This window comes from Streptomyces sp. MCA2 (genome assembly GCF_023544705.1).
Lineage (GTDB): Bacteria > Actinomycetota > Actinomycetes > Streptomycetales > Streptomycetaceae > Streptomyces > Streptomyces decoyicus.
On the sequence record NZ_JAMJFM010000043.1, the window covers coordinates 59260 to 86193 of the forward strand.

A 26934-nucleotide genomic window follows, 5' to 3' on the forward strand; every position below is an offset into this window, starting at 1 on the left:
ATCGTGACGACCTCTGCCACCGGACCCGGCGCGGCCACCGACGCCAAGACGTTCCCCTATCAGCGCAGGTGCCCCTTCAGCCCGCCGGCCGAGTACGCGGCGATGACCGAGCAGGATGTCTCGGAGGTGACGCTGACCGGCTCGGGGCTGCGGATATGGACGGTGACCGGCTATCACACCATCCGCAAGCTGCTCACCGATCCGCGGGTCAGCGCCTCGCGCAAACACGCCAACTTCCCCTTCTACTTCGTGGCGCCGCCGGAGTACCGCACCGAGACCTCCTTCATCGGGTACGACGGCGCGGAGCACACCGCGACCCGGCGCAAGGCCGCGCTGACGTTCACCAACCGGCAGGTGCAGCGGCTGCGCCCGCGTATCGAGCAGATCGTCGACGAGCACCTCGACCTGATGCTGGGCATGCAGCCGCCGGTCGATATGCACCGGGTGTTCTCGCTGGCGGTGCCGATGACCGTCATCTGTGAACTCCTCGGCATCCCGCAGGACAAGCATGACTTTTTCATCAAGCACGGCACCGCCCTGCTCGGCGGCCACAGCTCCACGGAGGAGCGGCAGGCCGCCATCGTCGAGGTCAACGCCTATGTCGACGAGCTGATCCAGCTCAAGAAGCGCGAACCGGGCGACGATCTGCTGAGCCGGGCGATGGCCGACTACGCGGCGTCCGGCGAGGAGTACACCGACCGGGACCTGTTCAACATGGTGCGGCTGCTGATGAACGGCGGGCACGAGACCACCGCCAGCCAGATCTCGCTGGGCACCGCCTGCCTCCTGGAGAACCCCGACCAGCTGCAACTGCTGCTGGACGACCCGGCGCTGGTCAAGCCGGCCGTCGAGGAGCTGGTGCGGTTCGCCACCATCGGGGACACCGCGGTACCGCGCGTCGCGCTGGAGGACCTGGAGATCGGCGGGCAGGTCATCCGCAAGGGCGACGGCATCCTGTGCCTGGGGCTGGCCGCCAACCGGGACCCGGAGACCTTCCCCGAGCCGGAGAAGCTCGACATCACCCGCGGCAGCCGCAAGCACCTCGGCTTCGGTCACGGCGTGCACCACTGCATCGGCGCGGACCTGGCGCGGCTGGAGCTGGAGATCGTGTGGAGCAAGCTCTTCCGGCGCATTCCGGACCTCCGGCTGGCCAAGCCGTTCCTGGAGATCCCGCGCAAGGAAGGCGCGGTCATCTACGGGCTGTGGGAGCTGCCGGTCACCTGGTGACTCCCGGGCTCAACCGGCGTGCCACCGGCGCCCGTTGGGACCACTTCACGCTTGTCCGCCGGCCGACATCCGACGAGGAGAGCTCCATGGCCAAGATCACCTATCGGCATCCGAACGGAACCGAGACCGTCGTCGACGTCCCGGTGCCCAACACCGTGATGCGCGGCGCGAAGATCAACAACATCGACGGGATAGAGGCCCAGTGCGGCGGTTCCGCCCAGTGCGGCACCTGCCATGTGTACATCGACGAGGCCAACGCGCTGCCGCTGCCCGAGATGCACGAGTCCGAGGACGACGTCCTCTACGGCACCGCCGCCCCGCGCCGCGCGAACAGCCGCCTGAGCTGCCAGCTGCCGGTCTCCGACGAGATCGACGGGCTCGTGGTGCATCTGCCGGAGACCCAGAGCTGATGGCGGCGCCGTCGGTCGTCGTCATCGGTGCCGGGCAGGCCGGCTCGGACACCGCCGCCGCGCTGCGGTCCCAGGGCTTCGGCGGGCGGATCACTCTGGTCGGCGCCGAGGGCGTGCTGCCCTACCAACGGCCCCCGCTGTCCAAGCAGTTCCTCGCCGGCACCCGCAGCGGAACCGATCTCGCCCTGCGCCCCGCCTCGTTCCACACCGCCCAGGACATCGAGTTCGTGGGCCGGGATCCGGCCGTGCGCCTCGACCGGGCCGGCGCCCGCGTCCTCCTCGCGTCCGGACGCTCCCTCGGCTATCAGCACCTGGTCCTGGCCCTCGGCGCACGCCCCCGCCGGCTCCCCGTTCCCGGCGCCGGGCTGGACGGGGTGCTGACCCTGCGCACCCTCGCGGACGCCGGCCGGCTGCGCGACGGAATGCGCGACGCCGGGCATCTGCTGGTGATCGGCGGCGGTTTCGTGGGGCTGGAGGTCGCCGCGACGGCACGGGCGGCCGGGCTGGAGGTGACCGTCCTCGAGGCCGGGGCCCGCCTGTTGGCGCGTTCGGTCAGCGGCGCGATGTCGGCGCATCTGCTCGCCGAACACCGGGCGCACGGCGTCCGGGTGCTGCTCTCCCGCCAGGTGACGGCCCTGCGCGGCGACAGCGCGGGCCAGGTGCGGGAGGCCGAACTGGACGGCGGGGAGCGGATCGCGGCGGACCTGGTGGTCGTCGGCATCGGCGCGCTGCCGGAGGTCGGGCCGGCCGCCGACGCCGGTCTGGCGGTGGACGACGGCATCCTCGTCGACGCGTACCTGCGCACCAGCGACCCCGCCGTCCATGCGGTCGGCGACTGTGCCCGGTTCCCCGGCCCGCACACCGGGCGCCCGATCCGCCTGGAATCGGTGCAGAACGCGGCCGACCAGGCGCGGTGTGTGGCGGCCACGCTCTGCGGGAATCCCCGGCCGTACACGGCGCTGCCCTGGTTCTGGACCGAGCAGTACGGGCTGCGGTTGCAGATCGCCGGGCTCGGCGACGGCCACGACAAGGTGGTGACCGTCGGCGATCCGAGCACCGGCCGGTTCTCCCTGCTCTGCTACCGGGGCCGGCAGCTGCTCGCCACCGAGTCGGTGAACCAGCCGGCCGACCACATGATCACCCGGCGGCTGATGGGCGCGGGAGGTCCGCTGCCGGCCCCCGAAGAGGCGGCGCGGCCCGGATTCGGTTTCAAGGCCTTTCAGCAGGCCGCCACCGTGTGACGCCACAGCGCAGGGCCGCCTCCGCTGCCGGGGGCGGGCCCTGCGCCGTGGTGATCAGGAACGGGTGCCGGTGTCGTGCGCCTGCACGCTGCGGGTGAGCACGTCGTCGGCGTCGTACTGCCGGGAGACCCCGCTGCTGGTGAAGGTGTCACCGGTGAGCCGGGCGCTCTGGTCGACGCTCACCCGGCCGAGGTAGTCGCCCTGTGCGCTCCACATGGGCTCGGCGATCCGGAAGGTGAAGCGCCCGTCCCCGGTCCGGCTCCAGCGGCCCGCGCCGCCGCCCACGATGAACGCCGTACCGCCCGGGGTGAACTGCACGGTGCTGTCGTAGGTATGGCCCTCGAAGGACACCTTCAGTGCCCATCGCCCGACCGGACTTGCCGCGGCCGCCCGCCCGGCACCCGCGGCCGGGGCACCCGCTTCGGCCGGGGCGGCGGCCGTCGACGTACCGGTCATCGGCACCGCGGCCAGGACGGCCGCCGCCACGACGGCCGGCGTCCTGCGGCGTCTCCCTGTGTCTGCCGAACGCTTCATGCTGTTCCTCCCCCGCGCGGCGCGCGTGTGCTGTGGTGAACCGGTCGGGACAGGCTGCGGCCACCGCCTCGACGGGCGCTCGAAGCGCGCTGCACGCACCGCGCTCCAGCCGGGCGCGAGACGACATCGGGACACTGGCGGCCCCGGGCTGATCCGAAAGACACGCCCTGGACCCCGAGGAGGACCGATGCTGCTCCCCCGCACCCACCCCGACCACGACGACCGCACCCTCCGGCCGGCGGCGGCCGGTACCTGGCGGGCGCTGGTGCGGCGGCCCAGGGAGACCTCCGCCAGCACCTTCGTCTTCACCGAGCGGGGCTCGGCCCTGCTGCTCTCCGGCACCGCGGGCTGCGGCTCGTGGAGCGCCACGGGGGCGTCGGCGTTCTCCTACCGGATCTCCGAGCCCCTGTGGGACGCGGACGGCCGTTTCCGGGGCTGGGTGGACATCGACCAGACGGCCGTGTTCCGGGGTGCGGTGTTCACCAGCTGCGGGGTGTCCCGCGTCCATGACGCGCACGGCGTCCTGAGGTACCGCGTGCCGGTGGCGGTCATCGCGCGCCGGTGGGGGTAGCGGGGGCGCGCGTGGGAAGGGGGGCGGGCACCGGATCTCCGGTGCCCGCCCCCTTTCCCACGGGTCGTTCAGCGTGTCCTCAGGCGTGCGCCAGGTGCAGGGCGACGTTGCCCCGGTAGGCACCCTTGAGCAGCGACATCAGGGCGGCGGGTGCGGCCTCGATGCCGCCCTCGACGGCCGTGTGCGGGAAGACGAAGGTGCCTTCGGCCACCCACATCGCGAAGTGCCGCGTCCACTGGGTGATCTGCTCCGGCGTGTGGTACGTCGCGAACGGCCGCAGCTCCAGATGCTTGGTGATGGCCGTCATGAGGTCGAGCCGGGGATGAGCCTGTGCGCCGTTCTGTGCGGACAGCGCGCCGCACAGCGCGAACCGCGCATGCGGGGCCGCGACCTCGACCGCGGCCTCGAACTGCTCGCCGCCGACGTTGTCGAAGAAGACATGGATGCCGTCCGGCGCCAGCTCGCGCAGCCGGTCGACGACCGGGCCGTCGTGGTAGTCGAACGCGTCGTCGAAGCCCAGTGCGCCGACGAGGTAGTCGACCTTCTCCTTGCTGCCGGCACTGCCGATCACCCGGGCCGCGCCCCGGCACTTGGCGATCTGCCCGGCGAGCGAGCCCACACCGCCGGCGGCACCGGAGACGAACACCACGTCGCCCTTGCCGACCCGGGCGATGTCGGCCATGCCGTAGTAGGCGGTGGGGCCCTGGCTCAGGTAGTACACCGGGCTCGGGAAGAGGTCCGGGTCGACCTTGAAGTACGTGTTGGCCGGGCCGCAGGAGTACTCGCTCCAGCCGGTCATCGACTGCACGATGTCGCCGACGGCCAGGTCCGGGCTCGCGGACCGGACCACCGTGCCCAGCGCGCCCCCTCCGAGCCGCTCGCCGACCTGGAACGGGGGCAGCGGCAGCGGGCAGTCGGCCCGCATCAGATCCTGGTAGGCCGCCGCCAGCGGCAGATGGTCCGTACGGACCAGGACCTCGCCGGGGGCCGGCTCCGGCACCTCGACCTCGACGATGTCGAAGTGGCCGAGGGTCAGTTCACCCTCCAAGTGCTCGGACAGCCGTACTTCCCGCGCCTTCTGCGGAATGCCGGGACCCACACCAGCGCTCATGACTCTCCTCCGTGCCGTCGGCAGCCTGGGCAAAAACCTCCCCAGGGATATCCCGGCCCGCTCGCGGCCGCCTCGGGCGCCGGTGCAGCGCCGGGCGGGGCGGCGGGCCGGGAGACCGTCATGCGCCGGGGGCGGCCTGCTGGAGGTCGAAGGCGTTGGCGCCGTCGAGGGATTCCCGGATGACGTCGGCATGGCCGGCGTGCCGGGCCGCCTCCCCGATCAGATGCAGCAGGATCCACCGGACGGTACGCGGCTCGTCCTGCGGGCCCCACGGGGTCTTGGGCATCGGCACCCGCTCGTCGAAGTCCTTGACGGCCCGTACCGCCTGCGCCACTTCCGCGCCCACCCGCTCGTGCTCGGCCAGCAGACCGGCCACCGTGGCGCTCGCGGGCACCTCGAACTCGGCCTGTCCGTCGCGCTGAAGCCAGTCGGCCCCCCGGCCGGCGATGACCGGGATCCACTCCGGCTCTCCGCGCACGGCATGGGTGATCAGCGAGGCCAGCGACAGTGTGCTGACGCTGGGGGTGCTGCGCGCCTGTTCTTCGGTGAGGCCGGCGAGCGCCCGGCGCAGCACCGCACGGTGCTCCTGCCAGGCGGCCAACAGCTCTTCACATTCATCCATCCGCGGGTCCGCCGGTGTCGGCATGCCGATCGCCTCTCGTCCGTGCTGGTGGTACGGCCTGCACAACGTCGCAGGTCCGGCCGGGGACACGCGGCGCCGTACGACGCGCCCGCCCCGGGGCGTGTCCGAAAAGTCCCGCCCTAGCGCCTCTCCAGGACGCGTCCAGCCCGGCCGGTCACCGTGGACGGCGCCACAGACCCGACCGGCGACGGTGGCGCGCCATGACCGAAGGAGCCGATGTGTCCCAGGTATCGCAGACAACCGTGCAGCGGGTGACCGCGGATCTGTATGTCGAGGTGCAGCAGTTCTACGCACGGCAGATGCCGCTCCTGGAGGCCCGGAAGCTGGAGGAGTTCCTGGAGACCCTGACCGAGGACGGCTCGATCGAGCACCGTCCCGGGGGCTGGAAGCTCGAAGGCCGCCGGCAGCTGCTGACCGAGATGCAGGCCCGCCGGGGGGACCCGGAGCGGCCGCTCGTCGAGGAGATCTCGGCCCGCGAGGCGCGGGAGCAGAACGTCTCGTACTACGACGGTCTGGTCTACCGGTACTGGTTCGACCGGATGCACATCGAGCCGGTCGGCGAGGACACCCTGAAGGTGCGCTACCAGGCGATCGTGAGCATGACCGACGCCGCGGGCAAGGTCAGCTTCGAGCCGACGACCGTCGTGGACGACGTCCTGGTCCGTATCGACGGTGCGCTGTACACCCGTTCGCGCGTCGTCACACATGACTCTCCCGCCTGGGCCGACAAGATCCACAACCCGTCCTGAGCAGCCCGGCCGGCTGCCGGCCGCCCCTGGTCCGATCCGTTCCGAGAAGGCCGCACACCGCGGAGGTGCCCCTTGTCCGCCTGCCCCGTTTCCGACGCTTTCCCCTTCCCCGGCTCGTCCTATCAGGGCCCGGCCCCGCACTACGCCCGGCTGCGCACCGAAGCGCCGGTGGTACGGGTGCGGACGGCGGGCGGTGTGGACGCCTGGCTGGTCACCCGTTACGAGGACGTCCGGGCCGCGCTGGCCGACCCCCGGCTCAGCAGGGCGGAGACCTGTAAGCCCGGCGCGCCGCGGATCGGCGGCTCGATGACGACCACGCCCGAGATGATCATTTCGCTGGACGGTGCCGAACACGCCCGGCTGCGCAAGCTGGTGGTCGGCGCGTTCACCACGCGGCGGGTCGAGCAGATGCGGCCCGGTGTGCAGAAGGTGGCCGACGAGCTGCTGGACGACATGGCGGACCGCGGCGGCCCGGTGGATCTGGTGCAGCAGCTGACGGTGCCGCTGCCGCTGACGGTCATCGGTGAACTGCTCGGTGTCCCGCGCGAGGATCTGCGGCAGTTCGAGACCTACGCCCGCGCCTTCGCCACGGTCGACGACCGGGCCGGCGGCGAGGAGTCGCTGGCCGGCCTGGCCAAGCTGAACGAGTACATCGTCGGCCTGATCGCCGACAAGCGGGCCGAGCCCTCCGACGACATGCTCTCGGATCTGATCGCGGCCCGGGACAACGACGACCGGCTCAGCGAACAGGAGCTGGTGACCTTCGGTTTCACCCTGATCGGCGCCGGCTTCGACACCACCGCCAACCAGCTCGCCAACTCCGTACTGGCGCTGGTGGCCGGGCACCGCGACCAGTGGCGCGCGCTCGTCGAGGACCACAGCCGGATACCGGACGCCGTCGAGGAACTGCTGCGGCACGTCAACCTGTTCGCCACCGACACCTCGGGATTCCCGCGGATGGCCGTCGAGGACCTGGAGATCGGCGGCGTGCACATCGCCGCGGGCGAGCCGGTCCTGCTGTCCCTGGCCTCCGCCAACCGCGACCCGTCGGTCTTCGACGACCCGGACCGGCTGGACCTGGCCCGCGGCCGCAATCCGCACATCTCCTTCGGCCACGGCATCCACTACTGCCTCGGCAAGCAGCTCGGCCGGATGGAGATGGAGATCGCCCTGGCCGGGCTGGTGCGGCGCTTCCCGGATCTGCGGCTGGCCGTTCCGGAGAGCGAACTCCCCTGGCACACGGGCGAGATCAACCACACCCTGACCAGCCTTCCGGTCACCTGGGGGGCCTGAGGCCATGGCCACCGCCACGCCCTCCCGTACGGCAGCGGATCTCGCGGAGCGCTGTGCGCGCTCCGCCGCGGTGACCGAGGCCGGCTCGTGGCTGCGTACCGCCGAGGTCCCCGACTGGATGGCGGAGCGTCACGCCTCCCACCGCTTCGCGGTGCGCCGCATCCCGTTCGCGGCGCTGACCGGGTGGTCCTTCGCCCCCGGGACCGGGAACCTGCAACACGACAGCGGGCGCTTCTTCACCGTGGAGGGGCTCCAGGTCTCGGTCGGCACCGGGCCCTTCCCGCACTGGCAGCAGCCCGTCATCAAACAGCCGGAAGTCGGCATCCTGGGCATCCTCGCCAAGGAGTTCGACGGTGTCCTGCACTTCCTGATGCAGGCCAAGATGGAACCGGGCAACCGCAATCTGCTCCAGCTGTCGCCGACCGTGCAGGCCACCCGCAGCAACTACACCAAGGTGCACCGCGGCGCCGCGGTGCGCTACCTCGACCACTTCCTGCGGCCCGCCCCGGGCAGCGTGGTGGCCGATGTGCTCCAGTCCGAACACGGCTCCTGGTTCTTCCGCAAAAGCAACCGGAACATGATCGTCGAAACCCGCGACGAGGTGCCGGTGGCTGAGGACTTCTGCTGGCTGACACTGGGGCAGATCGGCCGGCTGCTGCGCCGGGACAACGTCGTGAACATGGATGCCCGGTCGGTCCTGGCGTGCGTACCCACGGGCGGCGCTCCGGGGCCCGGCGCCCCGTACGGTGACACGGACCTGCTGTCCTGGTTCACCGCCGAGCGCTCCCGCCACACGGTCGGCGCCGAGCGCATCCCCCTGGACGCGGTGGCGGGCTGGCGGCGCGGGCCGGACACGATCGAGCGCCCGGACGGCCGGTACTTCCGTGTGGTGGCGGTGGCCGTCGAGGCGGGCAGCCGCGAGGTGGCGGGCTGGAGCCAGCCCCTGATCGAGCCGTGCGGACTCGGTGTCACCGCCTTCCTCACCCGTCGTGTCCGAGGCGTCCCCCAAGTACTCGTGCACGCCCGGGTGGAGGGCGGGTTCCTCGACACCGTCGAGCTCGGGCCGACCGTCCAGTGCGTACCGGGCAACCACGCCGCTCTGCCGCCCGGGGACCGGCCGCCGTTCCTCGACACGGTGCTGGCGGCCGGGCCCGGCCGCATCCGGTACGCGGCGGTCCACTCCGAGGAGGGCGGCCGCTTCCTCCACGCCGAGAGCCGCTATCTGCTCGTCGAGGCGGCGGACGACATGCCGGAGGAGCTGCCGCCGGGCTTCCGCTGGGTCACGCCCGGCATGCTCGGTGCGCTGGTCCGGCACGGCCACTACCTCAACGTCCAGGCACGCAGCCTGCTCTCGCTGCTCACCACCGGCGCCGCCGGCCTCCAGGACTGACCGCACCCCCGGCGGGGCGGCGCGGCCTCGAGTGCCGGTCGAGTACGGGCGGCAACAATGAGGCGCATGTCCCAGCTCTCCCTGCGCACGCTCAACCGCACCTATCTGGAGCGGCAGTTACTGCTCGACCGCGCCACCCGCACGCCCCTCGAAACCGTCGGCCATCTGATGGGCCTCCAGGGCCAGGAGCCCGACGCGCCCTATGTGGGCCTGTGGGCGCGGCTCGCGGACTTCCGGCACGACGGACTGACGGCGTTGCTGCACGACCGCTCCGTCGTCCGCGCCAAGCTCCAGCGCAACACCCAGCACCTGGTGCGCGCGGAGGATTTCCGTACGCTGCATCCGCTGCTGGCCCCGGTGCTGGGCAAGGCCCGCCAGGGCGCGTTCGGGCGGGCCATCCAAGGACTCGACACGGCCGAACTCGTCCGGGCCGGACGGGAGTTGATGAGCGGCGACGGGCTCACCCGGCCGCAGCTGGGCCGTGCGCTGGCGGCGCGGTTCCCCGGGCGGGACGCTCTCGCCCTGGCCTATGCCGTGCAGTCGCTGGTGGCACATGTGCACCCGCCGCCCAGCGGCGTCTGGGGCCACCGCGGCGCCACTCCGGTGGTCCTCGCGGAGGAATGGCTCGGCCGCCCGATGGCGGAGCTGCCCCGCGTCGACGAGGTGATCCTGCGCTATCTCGCGGCCTACGGGCCGGCCGGGGTGCGGGACATCCAGGCGTGGTGCGGTCTGACCAGGCTGCGGGCGGTGGTCGACGGGATGCGGTCGCGGCTGCGGGTGTACCACGACTCCTCGGGCCGGGAGTTGTTCGATGTGCCCGGCGCTCCGCTCGCCGACCCGGACCGGCCCGCGCCGGTGCGCTTTCTGCCGCCCTTCGACAATCTCGTCCTCGGCCATGCGGACCGGACGCGGGTGATCGACGACGAGGACCGCCGACGGGTGATCACCGGCAGCGAGGTGCGCCCGGTGTTCCTGGTCGACGGTTTCGTGCGCGGCATCTGGTCGTGGCGGGACGGCACCTTGGAGGTCACACCCTTCCGGCCGCTGGCGCCGGACGAGGCGGCCGAGGTACGGGAGGAGGCCGGAGCACTGCTCGGCTTTCTGCCGGGGCCCGGCGGAGCGGGCACCGCGGGACGCAGGCGCGCGGTGCCCGCGACGGGCCAGGTCCTGATCGGCTGAGCTGCGCACCGGGGAGCCGGTGACCCCAGCGTAGCGGTCACCGCTCCCCGCACCGGCCGTCCGTCAGGCCGTGTACGGGCCCTCCGTCAGGCGGTGTACGGGCCGTCCGCGGCGCCCACGGTGTCCCACATATCGCGGAACGACGTGGCCAGGGCGTGGCGCGGGCGCCAGCCCAGGGACCGCTCGGCCCGGGAGCGGTCCACCTGGATCCAGTCCGCGCCGGCGCTGCGGCTGGCCACGTCGTCGACGCTGACCCGGACCGCGTCCGCGGGCAGCCCGCTGACCGTGATCAGGGTGCGGACCATGGTGTGGATGTCCACCGCGGCGCCCCGGCCGATGTTCAGCAGCGGTTCGGCGGACCGGGCCGCGGCCGCGGCGAGCACCGCGTCGGCCGCGTCCCTGACATCGACATAGTCGCGGCGGGCCGCGGCCACCGTGACATCCAGCCCTTCGGCCGGGTCGGTCCGCCGCAGCCGTGCCGCCAGGGCCCCGAAGAAGCTCTCCCTTGCCGGGTGCGGTCCGACGGTGTTGGTCAGCCGCAGCACGGAGCCCTGGACCTCCCCGCGGCGGACGGCGTCCAGCACCAGGCGCGACGCGGTCAGCTTCGCCTGGGCGTACAGCGATGCCGGGCGCGGCACGACGTCCTCGTCGAGGGAGGTGCCGGCCGGAACCGGGCCGTACTCGTGGATGGTGCCCAGGTGCACGAGCCGGACCGGGTCAGGGAGCCGCGGCAGGGCGGCCAGCAGCCGTTCCACCGGGCGGACGTTGGAGTGCGCCATCTCCTCGGGCGTACTCCCCCAGCCGAGGGTGGCGTTGACGACCGTGTCGACGCCCTCGTCCGCCAGGATCGCGGCCAGCCCGGCCCCCGTGCATCGGGCCAGGTCGAGCGAGAGGAACGGATGGGGGCGCAGGTGCGGGGCGTCGCGGCGGGCGATCGCGACGACGTCCGTCCCCCGGGCCGCGAAGGCCGCGCACAGGTGCCTGCCCACACATCCGGTGGCGCCCAGGACCGCGACCCGGCGGGGCATGTCTGTCGTGGTCATCGAGGCCTCCGTCAGACCCGTGCGCAGTCCGCGTAGCGGGGCAGCAGTCCCTGGGCCGTGGCCTGCGCCAGGCCGGGGGCGACACGGTCCCGGCCGGAGAGCACGAAGTCGATGCCGGCCGGCCACGGCAGGGCGAGCTCCTTGTCCAGGGGGTCGAGGGCCAGCTCCCGTTCGGCCCGGTAGCCGGTGGACACCAGATACGACATGACGGTGTCGTCCTCCAGGGCGAGGAAGGCGTGCCCCACGCCTTCGGGGTAGTAGGCGGCCCGGCAGGTCCCCTCGTCCATCTCCACGGTGTCCCGGGCGCCGAACGTCGGTGATCCCAGCCGCAGATCGACCACCACGTCGAGGGCCCGGCCGCGGGCACAGTGCACGTACTTGGCCTGGCCGGGAGGCGCGGTGGTGAAGTGCACACCGCGCAGCACCCCGCGGGCCGATCTGCTGTGGTTGGTCTGGGCCACGGGGAAGGGACGGCCGACGGCGGCGAGGAACGCCTCCTCCTGCAAGGGCGAGACGAACATCCCCCGCCGGTCGGCGTGGACTTCCGGGGTGAACTCGAAGGCGCCGGACACGGCGAGCTCTCGGGTGCGCACGGGGCTCACCACCGTTCCTGACGGGGCGTCGGGCCGAGGGCGGACGGCCCGTACGGTGCGGTCGGCGCCCTCACAGGACGGTGATTTCCGGGAGCGGGAAGACCAGCTTTCCGCCGTTGGCGACGAAGGCGGCTTCGCGCTCGACGTAGCCGTCACGGTAGATCCAGGGCAGCACGAGCAGCTGGTCCGGTGCGAGGGCCTTGGCGTCGGCCTCGGACACGATCGGGATACCCGTGCCGGGGGTGAAGCAGCCGGCCTTCTCCTCGTTGGGTTCGCCGATGCACGGCAGGTCGTCCGGGCCCAGTCCGCAGTACTGGAGGATGACATTGCCCTTGGTGGAGGCGCCGTAGCCGACGGTCAGCCGGCCGGCCTTGCGGGAGTCCGCGAGGAACTCCACCAGCTGGTCGCGGGAGTCGGCGGCCCGCCGGGCGAACGCCTCGTAGGGGGCCGGGGTGTCGAGTCCCAGCTTCCGCTCGTGGGCGCGGATGCGGGCGAGGGCGGTGTGGTCGACGGGCAGCCGGCTGCCCTGCTTGGCCAGGGTCAGCGAGAGGCTGCCGCCGTAGACGTCGGTGAGCCGGGCGCCGATGACCACGAGCCCCGCGCGCTCGGCCATCCACTCGATCTGCCGCAGCGCGTAGTACTCCAGGTGCTCGTGGCAGACCACGTCATAGGCACTGGCCTCCAGCATGGCGGGCATATAGCTCTGTTCCATGACCCACACGCCGTCGTCATCGAGGACGGCGGCGACGTCCCGCATGAAGTCGAGCGGGCGCGGGAGGTCGTAGAACATCGCGATGGAGGTGACCGCTTTGGCGCGCCGGGTGCCGAACCTTTCGGTGAAGACCTGCCGGGAGAAGAAGTCGGTGACCAGCTCGGCGTCCGGCGGGTAGGAGGCGCGGAACTTCTCGCCCGACGGGTCGATGCCGGCCAGCGCGAGACCGTTGCGGGGGTAGCAGCCGAGCAGGGTGCCGTCGTTGCTGCCGATGTCCAGCACCAGGTCGCCGGGGGCGAGTTCGACCAGATCGGTGATCGCCGCCACCTTGCCGCGCAGGTGCTCGATCATGAACGGCCGGATGCCGGAGCGGTATCCGTAGTGCTCGCCGTACATCAGCCCCAGGTCGGCGGTGTGCCGCAGCTGGAGCAGGCCGCAGCCGTCGGGCGAGCACATCACCAACTCCAGCGGGACGGTGGGTACTTGCTGTTCCGGCGTCGCGGGGAAGACGCCCGTGAGGGCGGAGGGGCCCAGGTCGAGCACGGGCAACAGCGTGCGGTTGTCGCAGATGCGGCAGGCATCGATGACCATTCGTCCTCCAGGGCGCGTCGAACGGCGAGCCGGGCCGGCTCGGACGGGACCCACCGTCGTGGACGGGACTCGAACGCCCGTGGAGCGTCGCTGAAGACCAGCGTCCCCAGGGGCCCGCGGCCGGCCGCCGCTGCCCTGCCCCCGTGGAGCGGAGGCGGAGCCCCCGGCTCCGGCGGCACCCGAGCGCGGCTCTAGCGCGGTACAGCAGGCTCGGTAGACACGCCCAAACCCCCGTATCAGGAGAGGCCCATGAGCTCCGCCCGCGAAACAGCGGCAGAACCGGTCGCGGATGCCCGGCGCTGGATGGCACTGGCCGTATTACTGACCGCTACCCTGCTGGATCTGCTCGACGCGACGATCATCAACATCGCGATCCCGAGCATCCAGCGGGACCTCGATGCTTCCTACACGTCCATTCAGTGGATCGCGGCAGGCTATACGCTCGCGTTCGCCGTCGGCCTGGTCACCGGTGGCCGGCTCGGCGACATCTTCGGGCGCAAGAAAGTCTTCCTGCTCGCCATGGCCGGTTTCACCCTCGCGTCCGCACTGTCGGGCCTGGCGACCGGCCCGGACATGCTGATCATCTCCCGCGTGCTCCAGGGCGGGATGGCCGCCATGATGGTCCCGCAGGTGCTGTCGATCATCCATGTCACCTTCGCTCCCCAGGAGAGCGGGAAGGTCTTCGGGATGTTCGGTGCCGTCTGCGGCATCGGCGCGGTCTCCGGCCCGGTCATCGGCGCCCTGCTGACCGAGTGGAACCTCTTCGGTCTCGAATGGCGCCCGATCTTCCTGGTCAACCTGCCGATCGGGATCGCCGGGCTGATCCTCGGCCACCGCTTCGTCCGCGAATCCAAGGCGCCCAGCGCGCCACGCCTGGACCTGGCCGGCGTCACCCTCGTCACGCTCGCCCTGTTCATGCTGCTCTTCCCGCTCACCCGGGGCCGTGACCTGGGCTGGCCGGCCTGGTGCCTGGCTTCCATGGCGGGCAGCATCGTGCTGTTCGTGCTGTTCGTCCTGCACCAGCGCACCAAGGTCCGCAAGGACGCCTCCCCGCTGCTGGAGCTCTCACTGTTCCGCATCCGGAGCTTCGCGGCCGGCATCGTCGTCCAGCTGACCTTCGGCACCTCCTTCGGCCTGTTCTCCCTCACCGGAGCGCTCTATATGCAGGTCGGCCTGGGCTGGACGCCGTTGCGGGCCGCGCTGACGAGCCTGCTCTTCGGCGCGACGATGGCCGGTGTCGCCATGGTCGCCGTGCCGAAGCTCGTACCGCGGTTCGGCCGGAAGGTGCTCCAGGCCGGGGCGCTGCTGATGATCGTCGGGCTGGGGCTCTACGGCTGGATCGCCCATCAGCAGGGCACCGAGGTCACTCCGGCGCAGATCGCCCTCCCGCTCATCGTGGGCGGCTGCGGCCTCGGCATGATCATGGCGCCGCTGACCAGTGCGGTGCTGTCCGAAGTACCCGGCCGGCACGCCGGTTCCGCGTCAGGGCTGATCAACACGATCAACCAGGTGGGCCTGTCGCTCGGCCTCGGTCTGACGTCGGTGGCCTTCTTCAACGTCGTGGACGACGCCGGGAAGCCGGCCCCGACCGGCGGCGCGCCCTTCATCACGGCGTTCACCCACTCGCTGTGGTGGGTGATCGGCGGGATGGCGCTGGCATTCCTGCTGATGTTCGCCCTGCCGAAGGCCGCGCAGGCCCAGTTCGCGCCGCCCGCCGAGGACGGCGCCGGGGACACGGCCGCCGCCTCCGGCGCCGCATCGGCCGACGACGAGCCGGCGCAGCGGAGCGAGGCCGCGCCCGCCACGAACTGACCTACGCACAGCGTCGGCTGACGCCACATGCGCCCGTGCCGGCCCGTGGCCCCTCCCGGGGCTCGGGCCGGCCGTCGTGCTGTCCCGGGACACGGACCCGCGGTTCGAGCGCCGGTCCAGGCGGCCACGAGTCCGGATGGGTAGGTTCACAAGTCCGTCTGCCGCCGGGGACGGCGCCGCGAGGAACAAGGAAGTGATCACTGATGAGCGACACCACGCGCGACGCCGTGCGGCTGCGGTGGCCGGCGGTCTCCGCCCGGCGTCTGGAGCGCAGCGCACTCGCCGCGCCGTCACCGCATCTGGACCCCGCCGGGATCGTCGGCGCCCTGTGCGGCGCGCACGCCCAGGTGCTGAGCGCCGCCGAACTGTCCATCGGCATGCGGGGCGAGGGGCTCACCCGGAGCGTGGTGCGCAAGGCGCTGTGGGACGAGGCCGGGCTGATCAAGATGTACGGGCCGCGGGGCACCGTCCATCTGCTGCCGGCGGCGGATCTGCCGATGTGGGTGGGCGCCCTGAGCGCGCTGCCATCCTCCCCCAGTCCGTTCACCAAGGACGTCCGGATGACCCCCGAGCAGACGGAAGAGGTCGTCGCGGCCGTCGGGTCGGCCCTGCGGGACGCCGAACTGACCATCGACGAGCTCAGCGAGGCCGTCATCGCCGCCACCGGGCCCTGGGCCGGCGATCTGGTCATGCCGGCCTTCCAGGGGATGTGGCCGCGCTGGCGGCAGGCCATCACCCTCGCCTCGCACCGCGGGCAGCTGTGTTTTGGCCCGAACCGCGGCCGCAAGGTGACCTACACCCACCCGCAGCATCTGACCGGTGGCGATCCCACGGAGGGCACGGCGGCGCTGGCCCGGCTCGTGGAGCGGTATCTGCATGCCTACGGCCCGGCCACTCCGCAGAACTTCGCGCGTTGGCTCAATGTCTCACCGCGCTGGGCCACCGAGCTGTTCGACTCCCTGGCCGGCGCGCTCCAGCGCGTCGATCTGGAGGGCACGGCGGCCTGGGTGAACGCGGGCGACACCGACACGCCCGGGGAACCGCCGCGCGGGGTACGGCTGTTGCCGTACTTCGACGCCTATGTGGTGGCCTGTCAGCCGCGTGACCGGCTCTACCCGGGAGCCATGGCGAAACGCGCACTGACCCCCAGCGGCCAGGCAGGCAACTATCCGGTCCTCCTGGTCGACGGCGTGGTGAGCGGCGTCTGGCACCAGCGGCGGTCCGGCCGCCGGCTGGCCGTCACCGTCGAGCCGCGCACCGAACTGACGGCCGCGCAGCGGGCGGAGCTCGACGAGCAGGTGGAGCGGCTGGCGTTCGTGCTGGAGGGGACGGCCGAGCTGACGATCGGAACCGTCGGCGTCGGCCCGCACGCGTGACGGGTGCCTCCCCCGGCCCGGCCGGTCGGCCCGTCAGCGCCGAGGGTGGCGAGCCGGACCTCGATCTCGGCGCCCTCTTCGGCCGTCCGCTCCCCGACGCCCCGGTTGATGTCCGTGGCGACGAAGCCGGGTGAGCAGGCGTTGACCTTGACGGCCGTGCCCCGCAGTTCGTTCGCGTAGAGCACGGTCAGCATGTTCACCGCCGCCTTCGACACGCTGTACGCGGTCATCGCCGGCATCTCGGACCCGGCCAGCCAGGCGGGCATTCCCATCTCGCTGGAGACATTGACGATCCGGCCCGCCGCCGAGCGCCGGAGGAGCGGCAGCAGCGCGTTGGTGACCTCGACCAGTCCGAACACATTCGTCTCCAGGGTCGCCCACAGGGCGTCGCGGGAGACCTCGCTCGGGGCGCCGGCCGGCCATTCGACGTTGATCCCGGCGTTGTTGATGAGGATGTCCAGGTGTCCGTACCGCTCGTCGATGTGCCGTGCGGCGGCGGCGACGGTGGCCGCGTCCGTGACGTCCAGATGCACGGCGTGCGCGTCGGCGCCCTCCTCGCGCAGCGTCTTCGCGGCGGCCTCGCCGCGCGCCGGATCACGGGTGCCGAGCAGGACGACCGCGCCCTGGGCGCCCAGCCGCCGGGCGGCCTGGAAACCGATGCCCTTGTTGGCGCCGGTGATCAGTGAAATCTTCGCTGTGGCAGTCATGGAGGGAGGCTGTCACCGTGCGCTAGGGCGCGGCTGGTCCCTGGCTCAGCACCGTGACGGCAGCGGCCGGCGCGCTCCGCAGGGGCCGGTGGGCACACGGCGCCGGTCCGCACATGGCGCGGGGCGCCACCGCGGCGCATGCCGGTGGCACCCCTGTCCCGGCCGGCTCAGAGCGCGGCGCCGGTGGGCACGGCCTCCACGATGCTCAGGGACGAGTCCGTGCCGATGACCCGCTGCACCCGGAACCCGGCCTCGGTGAGCAGCGCCGTGTACTCGTCCTGCGTCCGCTCCTGGCCGCCCGCCATGACGAGCATGGCCAGGTCGAACGCCTTGCTGGAGTGCGGGGTGTCCCCTACGGGGATCACCCGCTCGATGAGCAGCAGCGTGCCGTCCGGCTTCATCGCCCGCCGGCAGCCGGTGAGGATGCTGACGACCTCGCGGTCCGTCCAGCCGTGCAGTACGGACTTCATCATGTACAGGTCGCCGCCGGCGGGCAGCTCACCGAAGACGTCACCGCCGACGATCTCGCAGCGGCCGGTGAGCCCGGCGTCGCCGATGCGGTGGCGCTCGACGACATGCGGAAGGTCGAACAGCACACCGGCGGTCTCCGGGTGGGCCGTCAGCACCGTGGCCAGCAGGGTGCCGTCGCCGCCGCCGATGTCCACCAGCCGGGCGGTGCCGGAGAAGTCGTAGGCCGCCACGATCGCGTCGCGTTCGATACGGCTGTGCTCGTGCATTGCGGTGTCGAAGTCCGCGCCCTCGTCGGGGTGTTCCTGGAGGTAGTCCCAGACGGGCTGCCCGAAGGCGGTGGTGAACGCCCCTTCGCCGGTGCGCAGCACCTCCTCGGCGTGGTTGAACGTCTTCGCGGTCAGCCGGCCGGCCTGCGCCACGGTCGCCCGGACGGACCGCGGGTGGTCGGAGCGCAGGCACTCACCGACCGGGGTGAGGCCGAACCGGCCGGTCTCCACCTCGGTGAACACGCCCCGTCCGGCGAGCGCCCGCAGCAGGCGGTAGAGGGCCGCCGGCCGGGTGGCGCTGGCCTCGGCGAGTTCCGCCGTCGGGCGCGGGCCGTCCGCCAGCAGGTCGGCGAGCTTCAGCTCCGCCGCCAGATGCAGCGCCCGTGCGTAGATGAAGCTCTCACTGATTTCCAGCAGTTGCAGACTGCCGTCCTGTGCGATGTCGCTGCCCATCGGCTGATCCCACTCCTTCTTCCGTTGCGCTGAGGTCTTTTCCACCGGGGCACCGGGGCCGGTGCCGTGCCGTGTGCGGTCAGCGGGGGACGGCCTCGACGAGGCTGTCCGGGCCCGAGCTGTGCAGGACGCGGGTGAGCCGCAGCCCCGCACGGTCGAGCAGCTCGCGGAACTCCGCTTCGGTGCGCTGCCGGCCCGTCGTACCGATCAGGGTCTCCAGGTCGAGGAGCTTGCCCACGGACGGTTCCGGCCCGTCCGGCAGCACCGGTTCGCCCAGGAGCAAGGTGGCGTGGGCGGGCATGGCCGCGCGGCAGTTGCGCAGGATGCGTACCGAGGCCTCGTCGTCCCAGTCATGGATGACGGCCGTCAGCACATAGGCGTCGGCGCCCTGCGGCACCGCGTCGAAGAAGGAGCCGCCCGCCACCTCGCACCGGTCGGCGACACCCGCCTTGGCCAGGACGGGGGCGGAGCGCTCCACGACGTCGGGGAGGTCGAAGAGCACACCGCGCAGTGCCGGGTAGGAGGCGAGGATGCCGGAGAGGTAGGCGCCGTTGCCGCCGCCGACGTCGACGACGGTGGAGAACCGCCCGAAGTCGTAGGACTCCAGCGTCGCGTAGATCGCGGAGGCCACGGACGTCATCGCCGCGTCGAAGATCGCGGCCTCTTCCGGGTGGCCGCGGTAGTAGTCGAACTGCGGCGCCCCGTGGACCCGCTCGAAGGCCGCCTCACCGGTGCGGACGCTGTCGTACAGGCCGCTCCATGCGGCCCGGTGGAAGCCCGAGCCGAAGTGCTCCGCCAGCCCGCGCAGCGACGGGGTGCTGTCACTGCGCAGCAGTTCGCCCGCCGGGGTGAGCGCGAAGCGCCGGCCCGCCAGCTCCGCGAACACGCCGAAGTCCCCCAGGGCGCGCAGCAGCCGGTAGAGGGACGGCGCATGCGCACCGACCTCGGCGGCGATGTCGTCCACGTGCCGGGGGCCCTGGGCGAGGGCGTCCGCCACACCGAACCGGGCCGCCACGCCGAGGGACTGGGTGACAAAACCACCCATCAGGAGTTGCATGAGTGCCGCCTCCGGCGGTGCCTCGGCCGTCGGCCCCGCCCACCCCGTCGACGGGTCCAGCTCACTCGCCGTGTCGGTCATCGCCTGTTCCCTTCCACTGCCACCAGCGCTCCTTCTGACGTCGTCACAGTGCAGGACCCCCCTCAACGAGCGCTTGAGACCTGGTGCACCTCCGGGTCCTGGGCCGCGGGCGCGGGGACCATCCGGACCGGGACGTGGGGCAGGCCGCGCATCATGGCGCTGTGGTGCCAGACCAGCTCGTCCGGCGCGGCGTCCAGCGCGAGGCCGGGGCAGCGTTGCAGCAGAGTCCGGATCGCCGTCCGCGCCTCCAGCCGGGCGAGCGGGGCGCCGAAGCAGTAGTGGATGCCGTGCCCGAAGGCCAGGTGGCCGCGGTGGTCGCGGCGGATGTCGAAGCGGCCGGGGTCCGGGTAGCGGCCGGGATCGTGGTTGGCGGGGGTGTTGCCGATGAGGACGAGCTCCCCGCCGCCGGGAATGAGGGTGCCGGCGAGGTCGACGGGCCCGGTGGTGAACCGGTGCAGCGAGGTCCCGGTCGGTCCGCTGTGCCGCAGCATCTCCTCCACGGCACCGTCGAGAAGCCCGAAGTCGGCTTGCAGCGCGGCGAGTTGGTCGGGGTGACGCAGCAGCGCGAGCATCCCGTTGGAGATCAGTCCCGCGGTGGTCTCGTGGCCGGCGATGAGCAACAGGACGGCCATGCCGAGGAGTTCGTCCGGGGACAGCCGGTCGCCGTCCTCGCCGGTCGTGCGGACCAGCGCGCTCAGCAGATCGTCACCGGGCCGGCGGCCCTTGTCCTCCAGCAGCCGCATCAGATAGCCGGCCAGTTCCCCCATGGCCGCTTCGGCCCGTGGTCCGCCCGAGCGCTTGGTGACCTCGGTGGACCACTCGTGGAACGCCTTCCGGTCGGCGTAGGGCACCCCCAGGAGTTCGCAGATGACGGCGGCGGGCAGCGGGAAGGCGAAGTCCTCCACGAGGTCGGCACGGCCGCCGGGCCGGCTCAGCATGGTGTCGATCAGCTCGTCGGTGATCTCCCGTACCCGGGGGCCCAGGGCCTCGATACGGCGCGGGGTGAACTCCTTGACCACCAGCCTGCGCAGCCGGGTGTGCCGGGGCGGGTCGGAGATGAGCATGTGCGGCGCGGCCGCCGGATCGCCCTCGTCGGCGCCCGCGGCATGGCGCCAGTCGTTGGAGAGCCGCGGGTCGGACAGGGCGGCGCGGGCGGCTTCGTAGCCGACGACCAGCCATGCCTCGAAGCCCTCGGGAAGCCGCACCCGGTGCACCGGTCCCCGGGCCCGCAGCTCGGCGTACACCGGGTGCGGGTCCCGGGTGAACTCCTCCCCCAGGGCCGCCAGGTCGACGATGCGGTCTTCACTCACCAGGACACCTCCGTACGGGGGCCGACACGTCAGGCGGCACCGTAGGGAGCCGCGGTGGAGCCCGGGTCGGCCGCCGATCGCGGCTGCGCGCGGCGGCGGATGGCGTGCAGCAGCCGTGCCTGCTCGCGGATGCCGTCGTCCGGGCAGGTCCGCCGGGCACGCACCGCCGCACCGAAGGCGGCGACGGTGTTGCGCACCTGGTCGTCGGGGTCGAGCCGGATCTCCCGCGTGCCGCTGCCGTCCTCCAGGCGGACCAGGGGGGTCAGATCGGCGGGCGGGGTGAAGGCCCGCTCGATGACGATGCGGCCCCGGGTGCCCCAGAGTTCACAGACGTTGCGGTACACGTGGTCCAGGCCGAACGACAGCTGGGCGCTCACCCCGTCGTCCCTGACCAGCAGCGCGGATCCGGTGGTGTCCACCCGGCGGCCCGGACCGCGGGCCAGGACGGCGCCGGTGACCCGCAGCCCGCCGCCGAGGTGGTGGACGGCGGCCCGGACGGGGTAGACCCCGGTGTCCCAGAGGGCGCCGCCGCCCAGTTCGGGCCGGTAGCGGATGTCGTCGTCGGGCAGCCGCGGGACGGCGAAGGCCGCGTGCAGGGAGCGCAGTTCGCCGATGGCGCCCGCGCGCACCAGGTCCCGTACGGCGGTGTGCTGGCGGTGGTGCGGGAACATCACGTTCTCCGCGACCACCAGGCCCCGTGCCGCGGCCAGCGCGAGCAGCCGGTCCGTGCGCCCGGGGTCGAGCGTCAGGGGTTTCTCGGCCAGCACGTGTTTGCCCGCGTGCAGCGCGGCCTGGGCCCAGTCGGCGTGCAGCGCGGCGGGCAGCGGAAGGTAGACGGCGTCCACGGCCGGGTCCTCCAGCGCGGCGGCATAGCCATGGACGTGCCGGCACCCGAACTCCCGGGCCAGCTCCGCGGCGCGGGCCGCATCTCTGCTCGCCACCACCACCGGCGTCACACCGGGCGTACCGGCGAAGGCGGGCAGCATGCGCCGGCGGGCGATGCCGGCACAGCCCAATACGGCGATCCGGACGGGCGGGGGCATGGCTCCTCCTGCGTCGGTGGCCGCACCCGGCGGCGGGGCGGTCGGCCCGACGGTAGGGCGGCGCCCTCGAAACCGGCTCGTCCGTGTACGGAGCCCGTCCGGCACGGGGCGGATGACCGTGACTCGAGCGGTCGTCGAGGTGCGCGCCCGAGGCTGGGCCCCCAGCGACGCCGCGTGCGGCGGTGAGGAGGCACAGGAGATGAACCAGTCGGTGGCCGGCCGGACCGCCACGGCGAGCACCCCGGTGGGCACCTGGAGCGAGGAGCTGCTCCTGGAGCGCGGGACGTACACCAGCACCCTGCGCTTCACCCCCAACGGGCGCACGCTGCTGCTGGCCGGCCCGCGGCCGGGCTGTGTGGGCGCCGGAACCTGGACCGCGACGGGGGCCGGCCGCTTCTCCTTCCGGCTCGCCGAGCTCGTCTTCGACCCGGACGGCACCTTCACGGGCTGGGTGGACATCGAGCAGCACGTCGTCCAGACGGGAGACACCTTCACCAGCTCCGGGGTCTCCCATGTCTACGACGCCGACGACCAGCTGCTGGAGCGCGCGGAGGTCGCGGCGCGCGGGACCCGCAGCCGCTGACGGACCGCCCCGGCCGCGCCCCGGACGGGCAGGCGCTCAGGCGCGGTACGACCCGCCCTGTGCCGTCGCTCATGCGGCGGTCGGCACCGTGGGAGACACGCAGCACCGCCCCACCCCGGGCCCGCAGGCGGGCCCTTCCGTACACCTCGGAGGACAAAGATGACATCTGCTCACGGCGACGCCGCCGAGCTCAGCGCACAGCTGTCGGAGCACATGAACGGCTTTCTGTACTCGGCGGCGCTCTACACGGTGACCCTGCACGGCGTCGCCGACCACCTCGCCGGCGGCCCGCGCTCCCCCGAGGAGCTCGGGGAGCTCACCGGTCTGCACGGCCCGCACCTGGGCCGGGTGCTGCGCTATCTGTCCACCCGTCAGGTGTTCCAGGAGGACGCGGAGGGACGCTTCGCCCTCACGCCCATGGCGGAGCTGCTCCGGGCCGGGGTTCCGGGCTCCCTGCGCGACAGCTTCCTCATGCTGGGCGACGACCTGTACTGGAAGCCGGTCGGCCGGCTGCACGAGACGGTCCGCACGGGACGTACGGCCTTCGACGAGATCTTCGGCGCGCCCTTCTTCGCCCACCTTCAGACGGACCCGGCCGCCGCCTCGCTCTTCAACGCCGGGACCGCGGGCTTCTCGCACCTGGTGACCGAACACGTCGCGCAGAGCTGTGACTTCCCCGACGGCGCCACCGTCGTCGATGTCGGCGGCGGGCGCGGCGGTCTGCTGCGCTCGGTGCTCGCCGCGCACCCGCAGGTCACCGGCACGCTGTACGACCAGGCGTCGGTCATCGCCGAACACCAGCTGGACCACCCGGAAGTGGCGGGCCGGTGGGCCACCGCGTCCGGCGACTTCTTCGAGTCGGTGCCGGCCGGCCACGACCACTATCTGCTCAAGTCGATCCTGCACGACTGGAGCGACGAGAACTGCCTGCGCATCCTTCAGGCCGTGCGCGCGGGGATGCGCAAGGACAGCAAGCTGCTGGTCGTCGACCCGGTCATCCCGCCGGGCAACGCGTTCGACGCCAGCAAGACCATCGACGTGATGATGATGGCCGTCTACGACGGCAAGGAGCGCACCCAGCGGGAGTTCGAGGAGATCCTCACCAAGGCCGGGTTCAAGATCACTCGCATTCTGCCGACACCGTCGCTGATGTCGGTCATCGAGGCGGTCATCGCCTGACCCGCCGGCCGGCCGCCCGGCCCCGCTTCCCCGGCGCCCTTGGCGCACCTGCCCCCGCCCTGCCCGGACGCGCGTCACCGGGCGGGGCGGACGGCTGCCGGGAGACGGCGACGAGGAGTCGAGTGCCCCTCGACGGCCGCATGTGAGGCTCGGGCCGCATCGTCGTGGAAGGGCCCCCAGCGCGGCCGATCCACGCCTTCCGCCACTCGCGCCGGACAGCAACGGGCCGGACAGCAAAGGGGAACTCCATGCGCGTACTGATCGTGGTGTGGCCACTGACCGCACATCTGTATCCGACCCTGCCGGTGGCCTGGGCACTCCAGGGCGCCGGCCACGAGGTCCGCGTCGCCTCGCATCCGGACCTGACCGGCACCATCACCGCCGCCGGACTGCCCGCCGTTCCGCTCGGCACGCCGGAGACCATCGCCTCCCCCGCGGCCGTCGGCGATCATCTGCTCTCCGCGGACCACCGGGAACGGCTCGCCGAGGCCCTTGACATCGACCAGGACGGCGACACCGACGTCTGGGCCACCGTCAGCACCTACACCCTGGCGTCCTCGCGCGTCTTCCACCCGGCGGACGGCTCCGCGACGGAGGGCTGGGGCGGGGTCGACGACCTGGTCGCCGCGGCCCGTGACTGGCAGCCCGATCTGGTGCTGTGGGACCCCAACTGGCCGGCCGCCGCGGTCGCCGCACGGGCCTGCGGCGCGGCCCACGGGCGGGTGCTGTGGGGGCGTGACTACCTGGGCTGGGCCTGTCACCGCATCGACCGGCGCCGCGCCGCGCTGGCCGCGGCGGGGCTGCCGGACCCGGTGGCCGAGATCGTCCGCCCGGCAGCCGAACGCCACGGTGTGCGGGTCGACGACGACCTGCTGCTCGGCCAGTTCACCCTCGACCCGACACCCGCCGACATGCGGCTGCCGAGCCGCGCCCGTACCGTGCCGGTCCGGCGCATTCCGTACACCGGCGCGGCAGCCGTCCCGTCCTGGCTCCGGTCGCGGCCCGCCCGTCCGCGGGTCGCACTGACCCTGGGCGCCACCCAGCGCATGTTCGACAACGACAAGGTGCTCGTACCGGCGCTGCTGGAGATGGTGGACGGACTGGACATCGAGGTGATCGCCACCCTCGACACCTCCCAACTGGCCGGGCAGCGCCTACCGGACAACGTCCGTGCCGTCGACTATCTGCCGCTGAACCTGCTGCTGCCGAGCTGCTCGGCGATCATTCACCACGGCGGTATCGGCACCTTCACGGCGGCCGTCGCCCACCGCGTGCCGCAGCTGGTCGTCGGGGACGAGCTGCGTGTGGCCTACGCCGCCAACTCCGCCTATGCGGTCGGCCATGGCGCGGGTCTCGCGGTGGATCCTCAGCAGCAGTCGGTGGCGGAGATGCGTGCGCGCTTCTGGCGGGTCCTGACCGAACCGTCGTTCCAGGAGAGCACCCGGCGGCTGCACGCGGACTGGCTGGCCATGCCCAGCCCGAACGACACGGTGCCCGTGCTGGAGAAGCTCGCCGGTCTCCACCGCGCCGCGCGCTGAACGCGCCGCCCGGACTCCGGTAACGGTCCGCGGCCGCCGTCCCTTTCCGCCGTCCACCGTCCGCCGTCCGCCCGTCGGCTGTCCGTCGTGCGGGCGCGGCCGGGCCGGTGCCGGGCGGCGGCTCCTGTGGGCGTCCCGCATACCGGTCCGGAGCGGTTCCAGAGCCTCTCAAGGCGCCACCGCAACGCTGACCTCATCACGAGAACGGAGATCCCCGGTGGTAATCAAGCGGCCCGACTCCCCGACGACTTCCTCCGCGATGCGTGCCCTGCGCGCCCAGCAGCCGCGGTGGACGGCAGCCACAACCGACGACGGCCTCCCGGTCGAGTACGCGACCCTCGAAGTGCCCCGGGACCACGCCGATCCCGACGGAGCGCGGCTGACCCTGGCGCTCAGCCGCCACCGGGCCACCGACCCGGACCGCCGGCGGGGCATCCTGCTGGCCGTCAACGGCGGCCCCGGCGGTGACTGGGGCCTGGGCCGGGGCCTGGCGGCGAAGTTCGCCGGGACCCCGCTGCACGAGGTCTACGACCTCATCGGATTCGACCCGCGCGGCACCGGCGCCTCCACCCCGTTGCACGCCGAAGTGACGCTCCCCAAGGCGCCGTTCGACTCCCGCCCGCCCGACGCGGCCTTCGACGCGCTCGCCGAGGACATGCGGCGCCGCGAACTGGCCTGCGAGCGGGCCGGCGGCGAGCTGCGCCGCCACATCAGCACCCCGAACACCGCCAGGGACATGGACCTCATCCGGTCCGTCCTCGGCGAGGACCGGCTGAACTTCATCGGGTACGCGTACGGGGCGTATGTCGGTGCCGTCTACGGCTCGCTCTTCCCCGGGCACCTGGACCGCAGCGTCCTGGATTCCTGCGTCCACCCCGGCTGGACCTGGCGCGAGCAGTTCCTGTGGCAGGGCGACGCCGTCCGGCGCAATGTGGACGCCTGGGCCCGCTGGGCCGGCGAGCGGCACAGCCACTTCGGCCTCGGCACCGACGCGACGGCGGTGCTGGCCACCGTCGAGGACGTGGTCACCCGCCTGGAGCGCCAGACGGACGGGCACCGGGTGCGCACCCTGCTCGACGGGGCGGTGGGCAACCGCGCGACCGACCGCGCGCAGTGGGCCGAACTCGGCCACCTGGTACGGGAGGTGCGGGCCGCCGCGCTGGCCGGGGACCCGGCGAAGACCCGCGAGCTGCTGTCCGAGCAGGGCACCTGGCGGCCCGGCGACAGCGAGGGCGATCTGCGCTGCGGGGTCCTCGAAGCCATCACCCTGGAGCACGACTGGCCCACGGACCTGGAGACCTACTTCACCGACATGCGGGAGTTCCGCAGGCGCTACCCCTACGGCTACGGAGTGCTGCGGGCCCAGCCCTGGGTGGGCGCCTTCCGTACCTTCACCGCGCCGGAGCGTCCCGTCACCCTCACCCGTCGGGGCTACCCGACCGGGCTCGTCGTCCAGGCCGACGGCGACCCCATGGACCACTACGCCGGCGGCGTCGCCATGGCCGAACGGCTCGGCCATCACCTCGTGACGGTCGAGGACTCCGGCGACCACGAGGTGTTCGTGCTGGCCGGCAATGCGGAGGTGGACGCCCATGTCCACCGCTACCTCGTGCACGGCACGCTGCCGCCCGCGCGCACCGGCGTGCCGGGAACCGCCACCCGTCCGGACCTTCCGGCCGCCGCGCCCGCCGCGCCCGCCGCGCCCGCCGCGCCCGCCGCGCCCGCCGCCACCCTCCCCGTCTGACACCCGGCCCCACCACTCGCCACGCCC

General features: G+C 72.6%; 24 protein-coding genes and 1 pseudogene. 14 read left to right on the plus strand and 11 right to left on the minus strand.

Going from position 1 to position 26934, the window contains the following annotated elements:
* Positions 1–3 precede the first annotated feature (3 nt).
* The 3 genes from M8I34_RS41720 (at position 4) to M8I34_RS29615 (ending at position 2878) form a co-directional block, all read left to right on the plus strand.
* Positions 4–1227, plus strand: a complete 1224-nt coding sequence (locus M8I34_RS41720) for a cytochrome P450 (protein ID WP_250054493.1) — start codon at positions 4–6, stop codon at positions 1225–1227.
* Positions 1228–1313: 86 nt separating this feature from the next.
* Positions 1314–1637: a 2Fe-2S iron-sulfur cluster-binding protein gene (locus M8I34_RS29610; protein ID WP_030984744.1), complete on the plus strand. Its 324-nt coding sequence runs from the start codon at positions 1314–1316 to the stop codon at positions 1635–1637.
* The gene (locus tag M8I34_RS29615; RefSeq protein ID WP_250054495.1) at positions 1637–2878 is read left to right on the plus strand and encodes an NAD(P)/FAD-dependent oxidoreductase; all 1242 of its coding nucleotides are present in this window, start codon (positions 1637–1639) and stop codon (positions 2876–2878) included. The genes M8I34_RS29610 and M8I34_RS29615 overlap by 1 nt, the downstream gene beginning before the upstream one ends.
* Before the next feature lie 54 nt (positions 2879–2932).
* On the opposite strand, the gene M8I34_RS29620 is transcribed toward M8I34_RS29615, so the two are convergent.
* Positions 2933–3412 carry a hypothetical protein gene (locus M8I34_RS29620; RefSeq protein WP_250054498.1) on the minus strand — a complete coding sequence of 160 codons (480 nt, stop codon included), beginning with the start codon at positions 3410–3412 and terminating at the stop codon, positions 2933–2935.
* A 187-nt stretch (positions 3413–3599) separates the two neighbouring features.
* On the opposite strand from M8I34_RS29620, the gene M8I34_RS29625 reads away from it, so the two are divergent.
* The gene (locus M8I34_RS29625; RefSeq protein ID WP_250054500.1) at positions 3600–3983 is read left to right on the plus strand and encodes a hypothetical protein; all 384 of its coding nucleotides are present in this window, start codon (positions 3600–3602) and stop codon (positions 3981–3983) included.
* A 79-nt stretch (positions 3984–4062) separates the two neighbouring features.
* On the opposite strand, the gene M8I34_RS29630 is transcribed toward M8I34_RS29625, so the two are convergent.
* Positions 4063–5094: an NADP-dependent oxidoreductase gene (locus M8I34_RS29630; RefSeq protein ID WP_250054503.1), complete on the minus strand. Its 1032-nt coding sequence runs from the start codon at positions 5092–5094 to the stop codon at positions 4063–4065.
* Between the two features lie 118 nt (positions 5095–5212).
* A complete protein-coding gene (locus tag M8I34_RS29635) occupies positions 5213–5716 on the minus strand; it encodes a DinB family protein (protein WP_250054505.1) in 504 nt (167 codons plus the stop codon).
* Between the two features lie 221 nt (positions 5717–5937).
* Between M8I34_RS29635 and M8I34_RS29640 the strand changes: the two genes are divergently transcribed.
* The 4 genes from M8I34_RS29640 (at position 5938) to M8I34_RS29655 (ending at position 10348) form a co-directional block, all read left to right on the plus strand.
* The gene (locus M8I34_RS29640) at positions 5938–6486 is read left to right on the plus strand and encodes a nuclear transport factor 2 family protein (RefSeq protein ID WP_250054507.1); all 549 of its coding nucleotides are present in this window, start codon (positions 5938–5940) and stop codon (positions 6484–6486) included.
* Between the two features lie 72 nt (positions 6487–6558).
* Positions 6559–7779, plus strand: a complete 1221-nt coding sequence (locus M8I34_RS29645) for a cytochrome P450 (RefSeq protein ID WP_250054516.1) — start codon at positions 6559–6561, stop codon at positions 7777–7779.
* 4 nt (positions 7780–7783) lie between these two features.
* Positions 7784–9169: an NDP-hexose 2,3-dehydratase family protein gene (locus M8I34_RS29650; protein ID WP_250054518.1), complete on the plus strand. Its 1386-nt coding sequence runs from the start codon at positions 7784–7786 to the stop codon at positions 9167–9169.
* A gap of 66 nt (positions 9170–9235) precedes the next feature.
* Positions 9236–10348: a winged helix DNA-binding domain-containing protein gene (locus M8I34_RS29655; RefSeq protein ID WP_250054528.1), complete on the plus strand. Its 1113-nt coding sequence runs from the start codon at positions 9236–9238 to the stop codon at positions 10346–10348.
* A gap of 86 nt (positions 10349–10434) precedes the next feature.
* On the opposite strand, the gene M8I34_RS29660 is transcribed toward M8I34_RS29655, so the two are convergent.
* From M8I34_RS29660 to M8I34_RS29670, 3 genes are all read right to left on the minus strand, one after another.
* Positions 10435–11391, minus strand: a complete 957-nt coding sequence (locus M8I34_RS29660) for an NAD(P)-dependent oxidoreductase (protein WP_250054530.1) — start codon at positions 11389–11391, stop codon at positions 10435–10437.
* Between the two features lie 11 nt (positions 11392–11402).
* The gene (locus M8I34_RS29665; RefSeq protein ID WP_250054532.1) at positions 11403–11984 is read right to left on the minus strand and encodes a dTDP-4-dehydrorhamnose 3,5-epimerase family protein; all 582 of its coding nucleotides are present in this window, start codon (positions 11982–11984) and stop codon (positions 11403–11405) included.
* 70 nt (positions 11985–12054) lie between these two features.
* Complete coding sequence (locus M8I34_RS29670) at positions 12055–13287, minus strand: class I SAM-dependent methyltransferase (protein WP_250054534.1); 1233 nt, start codon at positions 13285–13287, stop codon at positions 12055–12057.
* 249 nt (positions 13288–13536) lie between these two features.
* Between M8I34_RS29670 and M8I34_RS29675 the strand changes: the two genes are divergently transcribed.
* Positions 13537–15099, plus strand: coding sequence for an MFS transporter (locus M8I34_RS29675; protein ID WP_250054536.1), 1563 nt, complete (start codon positions 13537–13539; stop codon positions 15097–15099).
* A 203-nt stretch (positions 15100–15302) separates the two neighbouring features.
* Entirely contained in the window at positions 15303–16475 is a 1173-nt protein-coding gene (locus tag M8I34_RS29680) for a winged helix DNA-binding domain-containing protein (protein ID WP_250054538.1), read from the plus strand.
* Between the two features lie 98 nt (positions 16476–16573).
* Here the strand turns inward: M8I34_RS29680 and M8I34_RS29685 are convergent.
* From M8I34_RS29685 to M8I34_RS29705, 5 genes and pseudogenes are all read right to left on the minus strand, one after another.
* Positions 16574–17182: pseudogene (locus M8I34_RS29685) on the minus strand (SDR family NAD(P)-dependent oxidoreductase); the annotation flags it as partial.
* Positions 17183–17349: 167 nt separating this feature from the next.
* Positions 17350–18372, minus strand: coding sequence for an acetylserotonin O-methyltransferase (locus tag M8I34_RS29690; protein WP_250054540.1), 1023 nt, complete (start codon positions 18370–18372; stop codon positions 17350–17352).
* 79 nt (positions 18373–18451) lie between these two features.
* Positions 18452–19510 carry an acetylserotonin O-methyltransferase gene (locus M8I34_RS29695; protein WP_250054543.1) on the minus strand — a complete coding sequence of 353 codons (1059 nt, stop codon included), beginning with the start codon at positions 19508–19510 and terminating at the stop codon, positions 18452–18454.
* Positions 19511–19572: 62 nt separating this feature from the next.
* Positions 19573–20820 (minus strand): cytochrome P450, encoded by a 1248-nt coding sequence (locus M8I34_RS29700; protein WP_250054545.1) that lies wholly within the window; start codon positions 20818–20820, stop codon positions 19573–19575.
* A gap of 29 nt (positions 20821–20849) precedes the next feature.
* Positions 20850–21863, minus strand: a complete 1014-nt coding sequence (locus tag M8I34_RS29705; protein WP_250054547.1) for a Gfo/Idh/MocA family protein — start codon at positions 21861–21863, stop codon at positions 20850–20852.
* Positions 21864–21975: 112 nt separating this feature from the next.
* Here M8I34_RS29705 and M8I34_RS29710 point away from each other — a divergent pair, with 112 nt between their 5' ends.
* From M8I34_RS29710 to M8I34_RS29725, 4 genes are all read left to right on the plus strand, one after another.
* Positions 21976–22446, plus strand: a complete 471-nt coding sequence (locus M8I34_RS29710) for a hypothetical protein (protein WP_250054549.1) — start codon at positions 21976–21978, stop codon at positions 22444–22446.
* 159 nt (positions 22447–22605) lie between these two features.
* Entirely contained in the window at positions 22606–23625 is a 1020-nt protein-coding gene (locus tag M8I34_RS29715; RefSeq protein WP_250054551.1) for a methyltransferase, read from the plus strand.
* Positions 23626–23873: 248 nt separating this feature from the next.
* Entirely contained in the window at positions 23874–25163 is a 1290-nt protein-coding gene (locus M8I34_RS29720) for a nucleotide disphospho-sugar-binding domain-containing protein (RefSeq protein ID WP_250054553.1), read from the plus strand.
* A 217-nt stretch (positions 25164–25380) separates the two neighbouring features.
* The gene (locus M8I34_RS29725; protein ID WP_250054555.1) at positions 25381–26907 is read left to right on the plus strand and encodes an alpha/beta fold hydrolase; all 1527 of its coding nucleotides are present in this window, start codon (positions 25381–25383) and stop codon (positions 26905–26907) included.
* Positions 26908–26934: the final 27 nt, after the last annotated feature.